Origin of the sequence: Nocardiopsis deserti (genome assembly GCF_008638355.1) — a bacterium.
GTDB classification, from domain to species: Bacteria; Actinomycetota; Actinomycetes; order Streptosporangiales; family Streptosporangiaceae; genus Nocardiopsis; species Nocardiopsis alborubida.
This window is the reverse complement of the sequence record NZ_ML703350.1, coordinates 193,296-208,489: the sequence shown is the minus strand read 5'-3', so window position 1 is coordinate 208,489 and position 15,194 is coordinate 193,296. Positions and strand designations below refer to the sequence as shown.

Sequence of the window (15,194 nt, the reverse complement as noted above, 5' to 3'; positions counted from 1 at the left end):
GATCCTTCCCTGATGAGACATTAGGTTGGTTCCGTGAGAAAGGGGACGGGCCCATGGTCGACGAGTTTCGCGCGGCGTTCCAAGAACTGATCGACGCCTCCGTCGCCACCGACCCCCAACACTTCCCCCCAGCCGTCCACAAGGTCTACGTCCTGGCCTCCCAGATCCCCGCCTCCGAACGCGAACTCGCCCTGGAGGCCCTGACCCCCCTGCTCTCGGGAGACCACGCCGCCCCCGGCATCATCGCCGACCTGTCCGTGGTCGCCGGAGCCCTGGTCGAGATGGGCACCGACCCCGGACCCACCGGCGTGGAGGTCCTGCGCCGCCTGCGCACCATGGGCCGGGGCGCCATCGTCTTCGTCCGCGCCTGGGAGCGCACCGGCGCCGACGCCCCGCCCGACCCCGACGCCGTCACCGCCGACGCCGAGGCCCGCGTGGCCGCCGACCTGGGAAACGACGCCCCCGGCGCCACCATGTGCTGGTGGACCATCCGCCGCCACGGCCTGGCCGCCAGGACCATGCTCAGCGAGGCCGCGGTGCGCGCCCACATCCGCCGCGACCCCGCCCTGCACGCCGAACTCCTGGCCATCGCCAACCAGCTCGGCGACCTGCTCCCCGAGTTCGACCAGGTCCGCGCCCTGCTGCGCATGGCCGAGGCCACCGGCGCCCTGGTCCTGGACCGCGCCTCCCAACGCGCCTTCCGCGTGCGCTTCGAGGGCATCGGCGACAACTCCCAGCTGCACACCCTGCTCGCCGACGCCCTCATCGGCCCCCAACGCCAGGGCCTGCCCGGGGACCCGCCCGACCCGCGCTGGGTCGCCGCCTTCCGCGACAGCGCCCCCGACCCCGCAGCCCAGACCGTGCGCGGCTGGTGGAACCTGGTCGCCCACGACGGCACCTGGGTGTGGAACGAGGGCCTGCCCGCCGAGATCCCCACCCTGGAGGGCGAACACCTGGTGGTCCTGGACGAGCAGCCCTACCCCCGCTCCTGGAACGCCGCCAGGCGCCACCCCCAGGTGCGCGGCTGGCTGGAGGTGGAGGCCGAACTCCCCTCCGAGGAGGCCGCGCTGTGGTGGAAGCGCGTCGCCCCGGCCGAACCGGCCATCCCCAGCGCCGACGAGGACCAGCACCCGCCGCTGCCCGAACCGGTCGTGCTCGGCACCGAGGAGGCCGAACCCGTCCGGGTCCGCGGCTTCCTCCCCGAGGAACCCCCCGCGCCCGAGCCCGAGTCTCCCGTGACCGCCCAGCCCGAGCCGCAGAGCGAGCCCCGCCCCGAACCCGCCCGGCCCCAGCCCCCGAGCGCACCGGCCCGCCCCGCCCCCGCCGAGCCCTCCGCGCGCCCGCAGCGGCCCGAACCGCCCCGCGCACCCCGGCCTCCCGCCGAGCCCACCGGCGGCAACGGCATCCTGCCGCCCCTACCCCCCGGGGTGTCCAACAGCTCGGGCTGGGGACCGGCCTGGCGCTGACGCGCCTTCGGCCTGTCCGCCCCGCGGGGCGGACAGGCGTACTGACGCCCCGGATTGGGCGCGTTCCTCTCACCGAAAGTCACGGTGACCGAAACCCCGACTCCTTGCACAGGATTCATCACACACAGTAGCGTCGCGTCACTGCAACCTTCCGTGACTCCCCGGGCGGCGGGGCCGCCCGGATGGACAGGAGACGTCACCGTGACCAACCGTGTGACCTTCCACCTCAACGGCACCCGGGTCGAACTGGTCGACCCCTCACCCCACCTGCTGCTCGTGGACTACCTGCGCTCGGACCAGGTGGGACTGACCGGCACCAAGAAGAGCTGCGGCCAGGGCGGCTGCGGCGCCTGCACCGTCGTCCTCTCCCACTGGGACAGCGCCCAGAACACGGCCCACCACCGCGCCGCCAACTCCTGTCTGCGCCCGGTGTGCTCCCTGGACGGCATGGCCGTGACCACCATCGAGGGCACCGGCTCCGCCCAGCGGCCCGCACCCGCCCACCTCTCCCACGGCACCCTGTACTCCTTCGCCGCGGCCCCCAGCGGCTTCGTCCCCTCCACCGAGACCGAAGCCGTCCAGACCCTGCGCCAGGCCCAGGAGAGCGCCCCCGCACCCGCGGGACCGGCCGCCTGCACCGCCCAGGGCGACCCACAGTCCGAACCCACCCCGTGCCGGGGCATGAACCCCGTCGCCTACCGCCTGGCGGCCAACAACGGCACCCAGTGCGGCTTCTGCACCCCCGGATTCGTCATGAACATGACCGGGTTCCTCGTCAACCACCCCCGCGCCACCAAGGCCGACATCGAAGGCGCCCTGGACGGCAACCTGTGCCGCTGCACCGGCTACCGGCCCATCCTCACCGGCATGAAGACCTTCGCCTCGGACTGGACCCCCCAGGACGACAGGGAACGCATGCACTGCGTACCCGAACCCGTGTGCTGCCCGCCCGACCCCAAGGCCCGCCCCGCCCTGCCCTACCCCGAAGACGCCAGGACCGCCCCCGGCGACATCACCGTCAAGGCCGCGCACACCACCTGGCTGACCGCGCACACCCTGGAACAACTGCGCGCCCTGCTCACCCAGTCCACCCCCGGCACCACCCGCCTGGTCTGCGCCAACACCTCCTACGGCATCTACCCCCAGGAGATCCACGACGCCGCGCGCCTGATCGACATCCGCCACATCCCCCAACTGCACCAGCACGACCTCACCGACGCCCGGCTGCGGGTGGGCGCCGCCACCACCTACACCGACCTGATCACCCACCTGGACCAGGCCCTGACGGCCCACCCCGGCGCCGCCTCCCTCCAGGCCCTGCGCCTGATGGCCCGCCGCACCGCCGGAACCCTGGTGCGCAACACCGCCACCCTGGGCGGCAACACCATGCTGGTCCTGCACCACCTCACCCAGGGCGAACCCTTCCCCTCCGACCTGTTCACCACGATGGTCGCCACCGACACCGCCCTCACCTACTGGCGCGCCAGCACCGACACCACGCACACCGACACCGCCCAGGAACTGCTCGACCGCGTCAGCGCCGACCCCGCCCTGCTCCAGGACCTGCTCCTGCTCTCCTACGACCTGCCCCTGACGGGCGGACACGAGCACGTCACGGCGCACAAGACCGCCCTGCGCGAGGTCAACGCCCACACCCTGGTCAACGCCGCCACCCGCCTGAGCACCCGCGCCTCCACCGGCGACGGCGTCCCGGTGGACGGGGCCCGCCTCGTCTTCGCCGGCATCGCCTCCGCGCCCTGGCGCGCCAGGCGCACCGAACAGGAACTGGTGCGCACCCCCCTCACCCACGCACGCATCCCCGCCCTGCTGGACACCCTGCGCCAGGAGGCCACCCAGCCCTGGCCGCCACCGCCGCCGCCCGCGCCCACCACCCCGACGAGGGCATCACCGACGCCTACCGCACCGACCTGGTGTGCGCCTTCGCCCGCAAGAGCCTGCTGTCCCTGCTGCTCTCGCGCTCACCCGACCTGGTCCCGGCCACCGAACGCTCGGGCGCCATCGCGCCCTGGGGCACCCAGCCCTGGGGTGCCTGGCCGGTCAGCGGCGGCCAGCAGACCTACACCCCCGACCACGACCGCGAACCCGTCTCCGAACCCCACGTCAAACACCTGTCCATGTACCAGGCCTCCGGCCAGGTCCACTACACCCAGGACGTCGCGGTACCCGAGACCACCGCCCACGCCGCCCTGGTCACCAGCCGCCGGGCCCTGGCCCGCTTCGACTTCACCGTCCCCGGCACCAAGGACAGCGGCCACCAGGCGCTGCGCCGCCACCTGGCCGAGCACCACCCCGCCTTCCTGGGCCTGGTCACCTGCGCCGACGTCCCCCCAGCCGGGTCCAACCGCAGCGGCATGGCCGCCGACCAGCCCCTGTTCGCCGACCAGCGGGTGATGTACGTCGGCCAGACCCTGGCCCTGGTCGCGGCCACCGACGACGAACAGGCCCAGCGCATCGCCGCCTACGTCACCGACCACTGCGTCACCTACACCCCCGTCGACTGGCCCGCTCCCTGGGACACCCCCGTACTGACCCTCAAGGACGCCCTGGCCCGCGGCAGCGTCTTCCCCGACTGCCCCAAGGACGCCTCCTTCGTCTCCCACATCTGGAAGGTCACCCGCCCGGGCAGCGACCTGTCCTGGACCCGCCCCAGCACCCCCTACGCCACCACCGAACCCACCACACGCACCACCAGCATCGACAACAACACCTGCACGGTCGTGGACAGCCCCCAGACCACCGGAGGCCAGGCCCACTTCTACATGGAGACCCAGGCCTGCCTGGTCGAACCCGCCGACGGCGACCGCTGGTCGATACGCGTGTCCACCCAGAGCCCCATGGAGATGCACCAGACCGCCGCCCACGCCCTGGGCGTGGAACACCACCGCGTGGAGGTGCGCGTGGACGAGGTCGGCGGCGGCTACGGCGGCAAGACCGAACCCACCCGGTTCGTCACCGGCCCCGCCGTCATCGCCGCCCACGCCCTCAACCGGCCCGTGCGCCTGGTGGTACCCCGCGACCAGGACACCGCCCTGATCGGCAAACGCCACCCCTACCACGGCCAGGCCCAGATCGCGGTGGACACCGGCGCCGCCACCCCCGCCGCCAAGGGCCTGATCCGGGGCATGAGCACCCTGATGTGGGGCGACGGCGGAGCCTACTACGACTGCTCCTTCATCGTCTCCAACTGCATCCAGCTGCGCGCCGACAACGCCTACCGCGTACCCCACTTCGAGAACACCATCGACGTGTGCCGCACCAACACCGCCCCCAACACCGCCTTTCGCGGCTTCGGCGACCTCCAGAGCAAGATCATCACCGAGAACGCCATCGACGACGCCGCCTTCGCCCTGGGTATGAGCCCCGAACAGGTGCGCGAACGCAACCTCTACCGGCGCGGCGACGTCACCCCCTTCGGCCAGGCCCTGAGCTACTGCTACATCCGCCGGGTCTGGGACTACCTCAAGGAGACCGCCGGCTACGAGGCCAAGGCCGCCGACGTGGCCAGGTACAACCGGGACAACACCTGGCGCAAACGCGGCCTGGCCATGATCCCGGTCAAGTACGGGTCCGGCTACAACGCCGTCATGCTCGAACAGGCCGCCGCGCACGCCGCCGTCCACACCGCCGACGGCAGCGTCGTCATCCACCAGGGCGGCGTGGAGATGGGCCAGGGCCTGATCACCAAGGTCGAACAGATCGCCGCCCACGTCCTCAACATCCCCATGAGCCTGCTGCGCGTGGAGGGACCGCGCACCAGCGTCATCCCCAACCCCACCAGCACCGGCGCCTCCACCGGCACCTCCTACAACGGCGAGGCCGTCAAACAGGTCTGCGAGCAGCTGCGCCGACGCCTGGCCGACTTCGGCACCCGCATGCTGCGCGAACACGGCGACACCTGGTGCGCCGAACGCGGCATCGACTACTGGAACCACGGCGCCCAGGGGTGGGCCGCCCAGACCGAGGCCGGGGGCCGCCGCAAACTCGTGTGGCAAAACCTCGTCGACCTGGCCTTCAACCACCGCGTCAGCCTCGTGGCCTCCCTCAACGCGCCCATCACCGGCGGCGAGACGCCCATCCCCGCCCTGACCTACAAAAAGCCCGGCCAGACACCGCCGCCGGGCATCGAGGTCGACCCCACCGCCGTCCCCGGCGGGGGAGTGACCTCCTTCACCGGATTCACCTACTCCGCGGCCTGCTCGGTGGTGGAGACCGACATCCTCACCGGCGAGGTCAAGATCCTCAGCTCCGACCTGGTCTACGACATGGGCCGCAGCATCAACCCCGCCCTGGACGTGGGCCAGATCGAGGGCGCCTTCGTCCAGGGCGTGGGCTACCTGCTCACCGAACACCTGGCCTACCAGGGCACCGGCGCCGAACGCGGACGGCTCAACAGCACCAACACCTGGCGCTACAAGCCCCCGGCGGCCTCCACCATCCCCCTGACGATGAACACGCGCCTGTTCCCCCGCGACCTGGCCGGCGACGTCCCCGACAACCCGAACGACCTGCTCTCGGCCAAGGAGGTGGGCGAGCCCCCGCTCATCCTGGCCGCCACCGTCTTCTTCGCCGTCAAGGCCGCCGTGCGCGCCTCACGCCTGGAACGCGGCCTGAGCGGCCTCTTTCGCATGGACGCCCCCGCCACCGTGCAGGAGGTCCGACGCGCCTGCGCCCTGACCTGACCCCAGCGCCCGGGGCCCCGCCCGGGGCCCCGGGCCGCCCTCTCAGGCCCGGTGGCGCGGGGCGTGGGGGACCGACTCGGTCGCGCTGCGTGTGCGCCGGGGATCCTGCCCGTCCTCGTACAGGCCCTCGAAGTACTCCTCCTCGGTGGGCCCCTCCTCCTCACGGCGCCAGCGCTGCCCCACGAACATCGGGGCCACCAGCACCACCACCAAGGGCACGAACACCCCCAACGGCAACAGCACCAGGGCGCCCTCGGTCCCGGGCAACTGCGGCAACCGCTCCAGCAGGTACATCCGCCACACCGCCAGGCCGCTCAGGGACCCGACCACCAACGCCGCACCCAGAGGCAGCATCGGCGTCAGCCGCGGCGGAACCGCCAGCATCGCCACCAACAACCCCACACCCACCAACCCGGCCACCGCCAGGGGACCCGAGCCCTGGAGTGCGCCCAGACCGGCCGCGTGCAGGCCGCGCAGGTGGGTGAACGCCCACCCCGCCACCAGGACCAGCAGCGGACCCAGGATCAGACCGAACAGGAAGCCGACGAAGTGTCGCACGGGGGTGCTCCTCTCAGAGGTTGCGCAGCACCCTAGCGACAAAAACCAGAAACGGCATCACATCACATCAAGACGGACACCCGTCGCGGGCGCGGACCCCACACCGCGCTAGTCGGCGCCCGGACGACGGCGCAGCGCGTCCGCGTCGGGCCGCTCCGGCACCGCCAACACCCGGTCACTGGGCGGCGTACGCCCCCACCGGCGCCGGAACTCATAGGCCACCAGCGCCACCACCACCGACCCCACCGAGGCCACCAGCGCCTGACGCTGGTCGGGGATGACCACCATCGCCACGAAGATCGTCACCAGACCCCCCAGCACCGCCCACGTCAGGTACGGAAACACCCACATCCGCAGGGTCAGCCGCTCCGGCTCACGCCGACGCACCCGCCCGCCCACCACCAACTGCGAGGCGCAGATGGTCAGGAACAACACCAGCAGGATCGCGCCGATGGAGGCCACCAGAAACGGGAACACCCGGTCGGGCCACAGGTAGTCGGCCACCGCCGCGCCGTACCCCACCACGGTGCCCAACAGGATCGCCCGCACCGGCACACCCCGCCGGTTGGTCCCGCGCAGCACCCGCGGAGCGTCCCCCTGCCGGGTCAGCGTGAACAACATCCGCGAGGAGGTGTACATCGCCGCGTTCAACACGCTCAGCACCGCGACGAAGACCACGATCTCCATGATCAGCGCCGCCCCGGGCACACCCACGTGCTCCATCACCGCCACGAACGGACTGCGCCCCGGATCCACGCTGTTCCACGGCAGCACCATCACCACGACCACGATCGAGGCCACGTAGAACAGACCGATCCGCCAGAGCACGTTGGTCACCGCCGAGGCCACACCGCGCTCGGGTTCGGCGCTCTCACCCGCGGCCACCGTGATGATCTCCACCCCGCCGAAGGCGAACAGCACCACCACCGTGGCCGCCAGCACCGCGACCCACCCGTTGGGCGCCACCCCGCCGTGCTCCCACAGGTTGGCCACGCTGGAGCCGCCCGCGCCGCTCCACAGACCCAGCGCCCACAGACCGCCGATCAACAGGAACGCCACGATCGTGGCCACCTTGACCATCGAGAAGAACGACTCCGTCTCGGCGAACACCCGCACCGAGACCAGGTTGGCCACCGTCATCGACAACAGCACCAGCAGCGCCAGCGCCCACCCGGGCACACCCGGCACCCACTGGCCCAGGATCGCCGCACCGGCCACCGACTCGGCGGCCACCAGCACCGCGTACATCCACCAGTACACCCACCCGATGGTGAAACCGGCGCGGGGACCGAAGGCCAGCCGGGCGTAGTCGGAGAAGGAGCCCCCGGCCGGAACCGCCACCACCATCTCGCCCAGGGCGCGCAGGGTGAAGAACACCAGCGCCCCCGCCAGGACGTAGGAGAACACCGCCGCCGGGCCCGCCATCTGGATGACCGACCCGGAACCGATGAAGAGTCCGGCGCCCACCGAACCGCCGATCGCGATCAGCGCCATGTGGCGGCGCCGGAGCGAGTGGGCCAGTCCGGCGCCGGGGGTCTGCGTTTGGTTGGCCGCGCTCTCGGGCGGCGTCGCACTGCTTGTCACCTGGCCAACCTTAGGAGCATCTCATTCCCCGGACAGGCCCTGACCCCACCAAAAACAGCGGATGACCCCATCATGTGAAACATGTAACACCCCAGAACAGCCAACCTCCGCACACATGAGCCAGACCACCCACCCCGGGGACCCACACCACCGCACGCCGCGACCCCCTCACCCCCGGGCGTCCCGCCAACGGGCCCACGGGGGAGGAGCGCCCGGGGGAGGGGCGCACCGACCGCGCACACCGGCCGGGGGAGCCCCGCGCCACCCTCACCCCCACGGGGGAGGCGCCACCACCCCCACCTGTGCCACGATCACCCACGTGCGCCACCTCACCCTGCTCCTGCACCCGCTCACCAGCGCCCACACCTACCGGCGCTGGGCCTACCTCGTCATCGGCGGCGCACTCCTGATGCCCTACGCCATGGCCGCCCTCGTCCTGGCCACCCTCGTCAACCCCACCCCCGCACCCGCCACCCTCGCCCTCACCCTCACCGCGGCCCTGGCCGCCGTCGCCGCCACCGCCTACCTGCCCGGCACCCGCAACGCCCAGACCCACCTGGCCCGCGCCCTGCTCCGCGGCCCCCTCACCCACACCCCCCGCCCCAACCCCACCTGGCGCAGCAACGCCCGCACCAGCCTGTGGCTGTGCCTGCACATGCTCACGGGCATGGCCGTGTGCCTGCTCACCATGACCGCCCTGACCGAGGCCGCCCTCCTGGCCGTCGCACCCCTGACCCGCGACCCCACCGCCATCGCCCAGGGCCCCCTGACCTTCATGGGCCAGACCACCCTGACCCCCACCCAGCGCGCCCTGGGCCCCCTCCTCGGCCTCGCCCTGCTCACCGCCCTGATCTACACCACCGCCCTGACCGGCCACCTGCTCACCCTGGCCGCCCCCCGCCTCCTGGGCCCCTCACCCACCGAACGCCTGGCCGCCGCCCAGGCCCACGCCCACACCCTCGCCGAACGCAACCGCCTGGCCCGCGAACTCCACGACTCCCTGGGCCACGCCCTGTCCGTGGTCACCCTCCAGGCCGCCACCGCCGCACGCCTGCTGGACACCGACCCCGACTTCGCCCGCCAGGCCCTGACCCACATCGCCGACCAGGCCCGCACCGCCACCGCCGACCTCGACCACGCCCTGGGCATCCTGCGCGAGAACACCCCCACACCACGCACCACACCCCCCGACCTGACCCACCTGCCCCACCTGGCCCACGCCACCCAACACACCGGCACCGACCTGACCCTGCACCTGAACGGCGACCCCGCCCGCGTACCCGCCCTGCTCTCCCGCGAGACCTACCGCATCAGCCAAGAAGCCCTCACCAACGCCCTACGCCACGCCCCCGGCCAACCCCTCACCCTCACCCTGGACATCACCCCCACCACCCTCACCCTGACCCTCACCAACCCCCTGCCACCCACCCGCGCCCACCGCACCCCACGACGACGCGGCCACCACGGCATCACCGGCATGCAAGAACGCGCCCACCTGCTCGGCGGCACCCTCACCGCCCGCCCCCACCACGGCACCTGGCACCTCACCTGCCACCTGACCTGGAAAGAACAACCGTGATCCGCATCAACCTCGTCGACGACGAAGCCCTCATCCGCGCCGGACTGGCCGCCCTCATCAACGCCGAGCACGACATGCGGGTCACCGGCCAGGCCGACGACGGCGCCGACGTCCCCGACCTCGTCCGCCGCACCCGCCCCGACCTGGTCCTGATGGACGTACGCATGCCCCACCTGGACGGCATCCAGGCCACCCGCACCCTGCACGCCACCCTGACCGACCCGCCCCGCGTCATCGTCGTCACCACCTTCGACAACGACGACTACGTCTGGGGCGCCCTACGCGCCGGCGCCCACGGATTCCTCCTCAAACGCACCCCGCCCGAGGACATCCTCGCCGCCATCCGCATCGCCCACCGCGGCGACACCCTGCTCTTCCCCACCGCCCTGCGCCACCTGGCCGCCACCCAGCCCACCGCACCCACACCCGCCGCCCGCGCCGTGGCCACCCTCACCGAACGCGAGTCCCAGACCCTCACCCTCATGGCCCAGGGACTCACCAACGCCGAGATCGCCGACCGCCTCTTCCTGGGGACCGAAACCGTCAAGACCCACGTCTCCCACACCCTCACCAAACTCGGCGTCCGCGACCGCACCCAGGCCGTCATCGCCGCCTACGACTCCGGTCTCATCCGTCCCAACACCGGCCGCTGAGCACCCCGCACCCAACGACACACCCACCCCCAGGTGAACACACGGCAACAACACTGCTACTTTCAGCAACCACACCGTGTCCGCGCCGCACCCGGGGAAAGCACATGCCCACCACCATCGACCTCGACCACATCCGCGACCTCTACCGCACCCACCGCGACGACCTGGCCCGCGTCCGCGACCAGATGCGCCACCACCACACCACCAACCCCCACCTGCGCCCCTGCACCGACGACATCGAAGCCGAGATCACCTACCTGCTCCTCCGCGAGAACACCCCCGCCCACACCGTCCAGATCGGCACCGACCACGGCTGGTCCACCACCTGGATCCTGTCCGCCCTACGCGACAACGGCACCGGCCACCTGCACTCCTTCGACACCCGCGACCACGCACCCCGCCACGTCCCCACCGACCTGGCCCGCACCCGCTGGACCTTCACCCACGGCGACATCCGCACCAGCACCGCCCACCTGCCCCCACGCACCGACCACCTGCACATCAACGCCACCCACCAGGGCTGGTTCGCCCGCTGGTACCTGCACCACCTGCTGCCCACCCTGCCCCCGCACACCACCGTCACCGTCCACGACGTCTTCCGCCGCCACTCCACCCCGCCCTTCACCGAAGGCGCCCACGTCATGGCCTGGCTCACCACCCACACCACCGGCTTCTTCACCGCCTCCGCCGCCCGCGCACCCCACACCCACCGCGCCCTACGCGAACTCAAGGAAGAACTCGGCCTGACCACACCCCTGCACCCCGGCCGCCACAACCCCGCCATCTACTTCCGCCTGCCCGCGCCCACCCCCTGACACGCCAAAAAAAAGGGGGGTGGAGGCACACCACCCCCACCCCCGCGACCACCACGGCTCAGCCCTCCCCGGCCTCCACCGCACGCCGCACACGCTCACGCCCCGACACCACATCAGCCGCATCCGCCACAATCCGCGAAAAATTCACCGGCTGATCCAAACTCACCATGTGCCCCGCCCGCGGAACGTTCACCAACCGGCCATCCGCACACGCGTCGAAGAAACGCTTCTCATGGATCCGGAAGTGGTCCCGCGCCCCGTTGATCAACCACACCGGACCCTCATACGCGGCCAACGCCGCCAACACGTCCATCTCCGAGACCGCGTCGATCACCGCCGTGGCCGCCTCCACCGCCAAACCACCCCCCAACACCGCATCCGCCGCACCATCGCGCAACGTCAACCGGTGGAACCGCTCGTTGACCGCCGCACCCTTGTCCGGCAGCCGATCCATCAACACCGCCGGAATCCGGTACACCTGCGCCAACAACTGCGCGGGCTTGGCCGTACAACCCGCCGCCACCAGCCCCGCCACCCGCCCCGGAGCGGCAGCCGCCGTCGCGATCGAGACGAACCCGCCCAGACTCAACCCCACCACCAGCGCACGACCACCCACACTGTCGACCGCAGCCAACACCGCGTCCACCGCACGCCCCAGCGAGAACTCCTCACCCCGCCGCGACCCGTGCCCCGGAAGATCGGGGACCACCACCGTGCGCCCCTCGCTCTCCAACAACTCCACCTGGGGACGCCACATACTCCCCGACACCCGCAACCCATGCACCAGAACGATCGGCACACCCATGACCGCCTCCTCCTACCGCACCCGGTAGCGCACCGTCACCGGAGCATGATCAGACCAACGCCCAGCATGCTCGGAAGCACGCTCCACCCGCGCCTCCACCGCACACCCCGCCAACCCCGGCGTGGCCACATGAAGATCGATCCGCCACCCCGTGTCGTTGTCAAAGGCACGACCACGGTAGGACCACCACGTGTAGGGCCCCTCCTGATCGGGATGCAACGACCGCACCACGTCCACGAACCCCGCCTCACCCAGGACCCGCGACAACCACTCCCGCTCCTCCGGCAAGAACCCCGCCTTCTTGCGGTTGGCCCGCCAGTTCTTCAGATCCACCTCGGCATGGGCGATGTTCCAGTCCCCGCACACCACCAGCTCACGGCCGCGCTCCTCCACCTGCGCACGCCGCTTGACCAGATACGGCAGGAACGCCTCCATGAAACGCTCCTTCTCCTCCTGGCGCTCGGTGCCCACCTCACCCGAGGGCAGGTACAGGCTCGCCACCGTCACCTCACCCAGGTCCACCTCCACATACCGGCCCGACTCCTCGAACTCGGCATGCCCGAACCCCACCCGCACCTCATCGGGCTCACGCCGCGAGTACACCGCGACCCCCGCACGCCCCCGCGCCGCCGCCGGCGCCAACACCACGTGCCACCCCTCAGGCGCCGCCACCCCCGCCGGCAACTGCTCGGCCTCGGCCCGCGTCTCCTGAAGACACACCACGTCGGCGTCCGTGCCCGCCAACCACCCCACGAACCCCGGCTCCTTCTTCGCCGCGGCCCGCAGCCCGTTCACGTTGACGCTCGAAACAGTCAAGTAAGTCGTATCCACAGGCAAAGCCTAGCCACCCCCCGGATCAGCCGCCCCCGCCCTCGGCCACCAGACGCCGCAACACCCCGTACGTACGGTTCGACGACGCCGCCTCCCGCTGCGCCCGCGCCGTCACCTCGATATAGGCCTGCGACGACGCCACCGACGCATGCCCCAGCAGATGCATGATCTCCGACACCGACGCCCCGTCCTCCGCCAACCGCGTCGCGAAGGTGTGCCGCAACGCGTGCACCAACGTCCCCCGCGCCACCCGGTCGTGCACACCCGCGTGCTTGTAACACTGCTGCACCAGATACTGCAGCCCACCCCGGCGCAACCCCTCACCCCGGTTGTCCACCAACAACGGATCCGACCCCCGCACCACCCCGAACCGCTCACGCCGCGAGACCAGATAGGCCTCCAACAACGCCTCCAACGGCACCTCGATCGGCAGGACCCGCTCACCCCCGCCCTTGCCCACCACCCGGATACGGCGCTCACCCGAACGCCCACCCACCGACTCCACCCGGAGCGACAACATCTCCGCCGACCGCATCCCCGTCAGCAACGCCAACGCCAACACCGCCAGGTCCCGCTCCGGCCACGGATCACGCGCCTTACGCGCACCCCGCGCCAACGCCTCCAACAACCGCTCCGGCGTGTCCTCGCCCATCAACGGCTTGGGCCCGGAGGGACGCACCCGCGGCCGCGGCACCGCCGACATCGGATTGCCCGCCACCACCCCCTCCGACACCCAGAACGCGAAGAACCCGTTCCACGTCGACCACGCCCGCAACACACTGGAAGCCGCCCGCTCCCCGGCGAACTCCGCGAACGCCGCCCGCAACACCCCCGCCTCCAGGTCCTGCCACCCCACCAGATCGGGCTCCACACCCACCACCTGCGCCACACACCCCAACACCCCGCGCAGATCACGCCGGTAGGCGGCCACCGTGTGCGGGGAGGGCTTGGCCGCCCGACGCGCCACCAGGTACTGCTCCACAGCCTCGGCCACAGGCCCCGTCTGAGCACTCATACCCCCAGCATCCCTGATTCCGCGGGCGCTTCCACCGCCCGCAACCACCGGGTTTCGAACGCGGTCGAACACGACCGAACGCGGTCAACACCCGACAGCGAGGGAGAGGGGGCCACGGCACCGGAATGGACCCAGGATCGCAGCGGCGGGGGAGAGGACGCCCGACCACCACGCCACAGCGGCTCCGCGGACCGGGGGAGTCCGCGCCCGATCCGGATGTTGTAACCCTCCGCGTCTGCCCGTTCACGGATGACGTGCCGCGGGGTCGCCTGCCCGGGCGGGGGAGGGGAAACGCGAGGTGGCGCCCCGCGGGCGGCGCCGTGGCGTCGGGCGCTGGCGGGGGGAGGAGGGGAGAGGCCGGGGCGGGGCGGTCGCGTACGGGGGGCCGGGCGGGGGCAGGGCCCGCGGTGGGGTGGAGGCGGAAGCCGTGGACGGCGAGCGGGCCGCCAGGTCGGCGCAGGCCGGTGGTCGACCAACTGACCGCCATGGAACTGCGCATAGAAGTACAAAACCCTACAAAATCATGCATAACACGGTTTATGCATGAAACATGGACGAATCGGGAGAGGGGTGCGGCCTCAGGGGGACACCCCGCCGCCCACCGGCAGCTTCACCCCGAGACCGACCCGCGGCACCGGGTCGGGCGCACCCACGTAGCGCCACAGCGGGGAAGACGCCCAGGCCAGAAACGGGCCGACGAGGCGTCGGGGTATCCGCGCACACACTCGGCGCCGGGAGGCCAGTACCGGACAGAGTGAACCAGCCTGCGCGGCCGAGGAGCTGGAGCGATCTTCGGACGCCAGGGCGTCCGGCGAGCCACGTCACCGGGGTCGACCCGTGGACCGGCCCGGACTCCAGGCCCCAGACGCAACCACCGCCGCGGACTCCAGACATCCGACCAGACCGTAACGGCCAGCCCACGCCTGTGCGACGGCTGCGACGGCGTTCTCGGCGCCGGATCCGGCCGGTGCGCGCACGACCGCAGCGTCCACAGCCATCCAGCGGCCCAGCCGCGCCCGGCGCACCGACGTCCACGCACCACAGCACCCGGGCACCCACGCACGGCCCCCAGGGCCGAGAACCCCTTCCCCGCAGGCCATCCCGTATCGCCGATAATGCACATTATGTCAAGTAGTGCTTATGCCAGGTAGGGCTTATGCCAGGTAAAAGGCTTACCCCCCACCGCTG

General features: G+C 71.6%; 10 protein-coding genes and 1 pseudogene. 6 read left to right on the top strand and 5 right to left on the bottom strand.

Annotated features, from left to right (window positions below; all coding sequences use genetic code 11):
* The first annotated feature begins 53 nt into the window (after positions 1 to 53).
* From FYW99_RS08215 to FYW99_RS32240, 3 genes and pseudogenes are all read left to right on the top strand, one after another.
* On the top strand, positions 54 to 1,466 hold the full coding sequence (locus tag FYW99_RS08215) for a hypothetical protein (protein ID WP_150251377.1): 1,413 nt from the start codon (positions 54 to 56) through the stop codon (positions 1,464 to 1,466).
* Between the two features lie 84 nt (positions 1,467 to 1,550).
* Positions 1,551 to 3,260 (top strand): annotated as a pseudogene (locus FYW99_RS32245) (2Fe-2S iron-sulfur cluster-binding protein); the annotation flags it as partial.
* A 137-nt stretch (positions 3,261 to 3,397) separates the two neighbouring features.
* Entirely contained in the window at positions 3,398 to 6,166 is a 2,769-nt protein-coding gene (locus FYW99_RS32240; RefSeq protein WP_223838860.1) for a molybdopterin cofactor-binding domain-containing protein, read from the top strand.
* A gap of 42 nt (positions 6,167 to 6,208) precedes the next feature.
* On the opposite strand, the gene FYW99_RS08205 is transcribed toward FYW99_RS32240, so the two are convergent.
* Positions 6,209 to 6,724: a hypothetical protein gene (locus FYW99_RS08205; protein WP_150251374.1), complete on the bottom strand. Its 516-nt coding sequence runs from the start codon at positions 6,722 to 6,724 to the stop codon at positions 6,209 to 6,211.
* A gap of 108 nt (positions 6,725 to 6,832) precedes the next feature.
* Positions 6,833 to 8,218, bottom strand: a complete 1,386-nt coding sequence (locus tag FYW99_RS08200) for an amino acid permease (protein ID WP_150251686.1) — start codon at positions 8,216 to 8,218, stop codon at positions 6,833 to 6,835.
* Positions 8,219 to 8,627: 409 nt separating this feature from the next.
* On the opposite strand from FYW99_RS08200, the gene FYW99_RS08195 reads away from it, so the two are divergent.
* The 3 genes from FYW99_RS08195 (at position 8,628) to FYW99_RS08185 (ending at position 11,355) form a co-directional block, all read left to right on the top strand.
* Positions 8,628 to 9,887 carry a sensor histidine kinase gene (locus tag FYW99_RS08195; protein ID WP_150251372.1) on the top strand — a complete coding sequence of 420 codons (1,260 nt, stop codon included), beginning with the start codon at positions 8,628 to 8,630 and terminating at the stop codon, positions 9,885 to 9,887.
* Positions 9,884 to 10,540, top strand: a complete 657-nt coding sequence (locus FYW99_RS08190; RefSeq protein ID WP_150251370.1) for a response regulator — start codon at positions 9,884 to 9,886, stop codon at positions 10,538 to 10,540. The genes FYW99_RS08195 and FYW99_RS08190 overlap by 4 nt, the downstream gene beginning before the upstream one ends.
* A 104-nt stretch (positions 10,541 to 10,644) precedes the next feature.
* The gene (locus tag FYW99_RS08185; RefSeq protein ID WP_150251367.1) at positions 10,645 to 11,355 is read left to right on the top strand and encodes a class I SAM-dependent methyltransferase; all 711 of its coding nucleotides are present in this window, start codon (positions 10,645 to 10,647) and stop codon (positions 11,353 to 11,355) included.
* Between the two features lie 58 nt (positions 11,356 to 11,413).
* Here FYW99_RS08185 and FYW99_RS08180 read toward each other — a convergent pair whose 3' ends face one another.
* The 3 genes from FYW99_RS08180 to FYW99_RS08170 are packed head-to-tail and all read right to left on the bottom strand — an operon-like array spanning position 11,414 to position 14,006.
* Complete coding sequence (locus FYW99_RS08180; RefSeq protein ID WP_061080470.1) at positions 11,414 to 12,160, bottom strand: alpha/beta fold hydrolase; 747 nt, start codon at positions 12,158 to 12,160, stop codon at positions 11,414 to 11,416.
* Between the two features lie 12 nt (positions 12,161 to 12,172).
* Entirely contained in the window at positions 12,173 to 12,991 is an 819-nt protein-coding gene (locus FYW99_RS08175) for an exodeoxyribonuclease III (RefSeq protein WP_150251685.1), read from the bottom strand.
* 25 nt (positions 12,992 to 13,016) lie between these two features.
* The gene (locus FYW99_RS08170) at positions 13,017 to 14,006 is read right to left on the bottom strand and encodes a tyrosine-type recombinase/integrase (RefSeq protein WP_150251366.1); all 990 of its coding nucleotides are present in this window, start codon (positions 14,004 to 14,006) and stop codon (positions 13,017 to 13,019) included.
* Between the last annotated feature and the right edge of the window lie 1,188 nt (positions 14,007 to 15,194).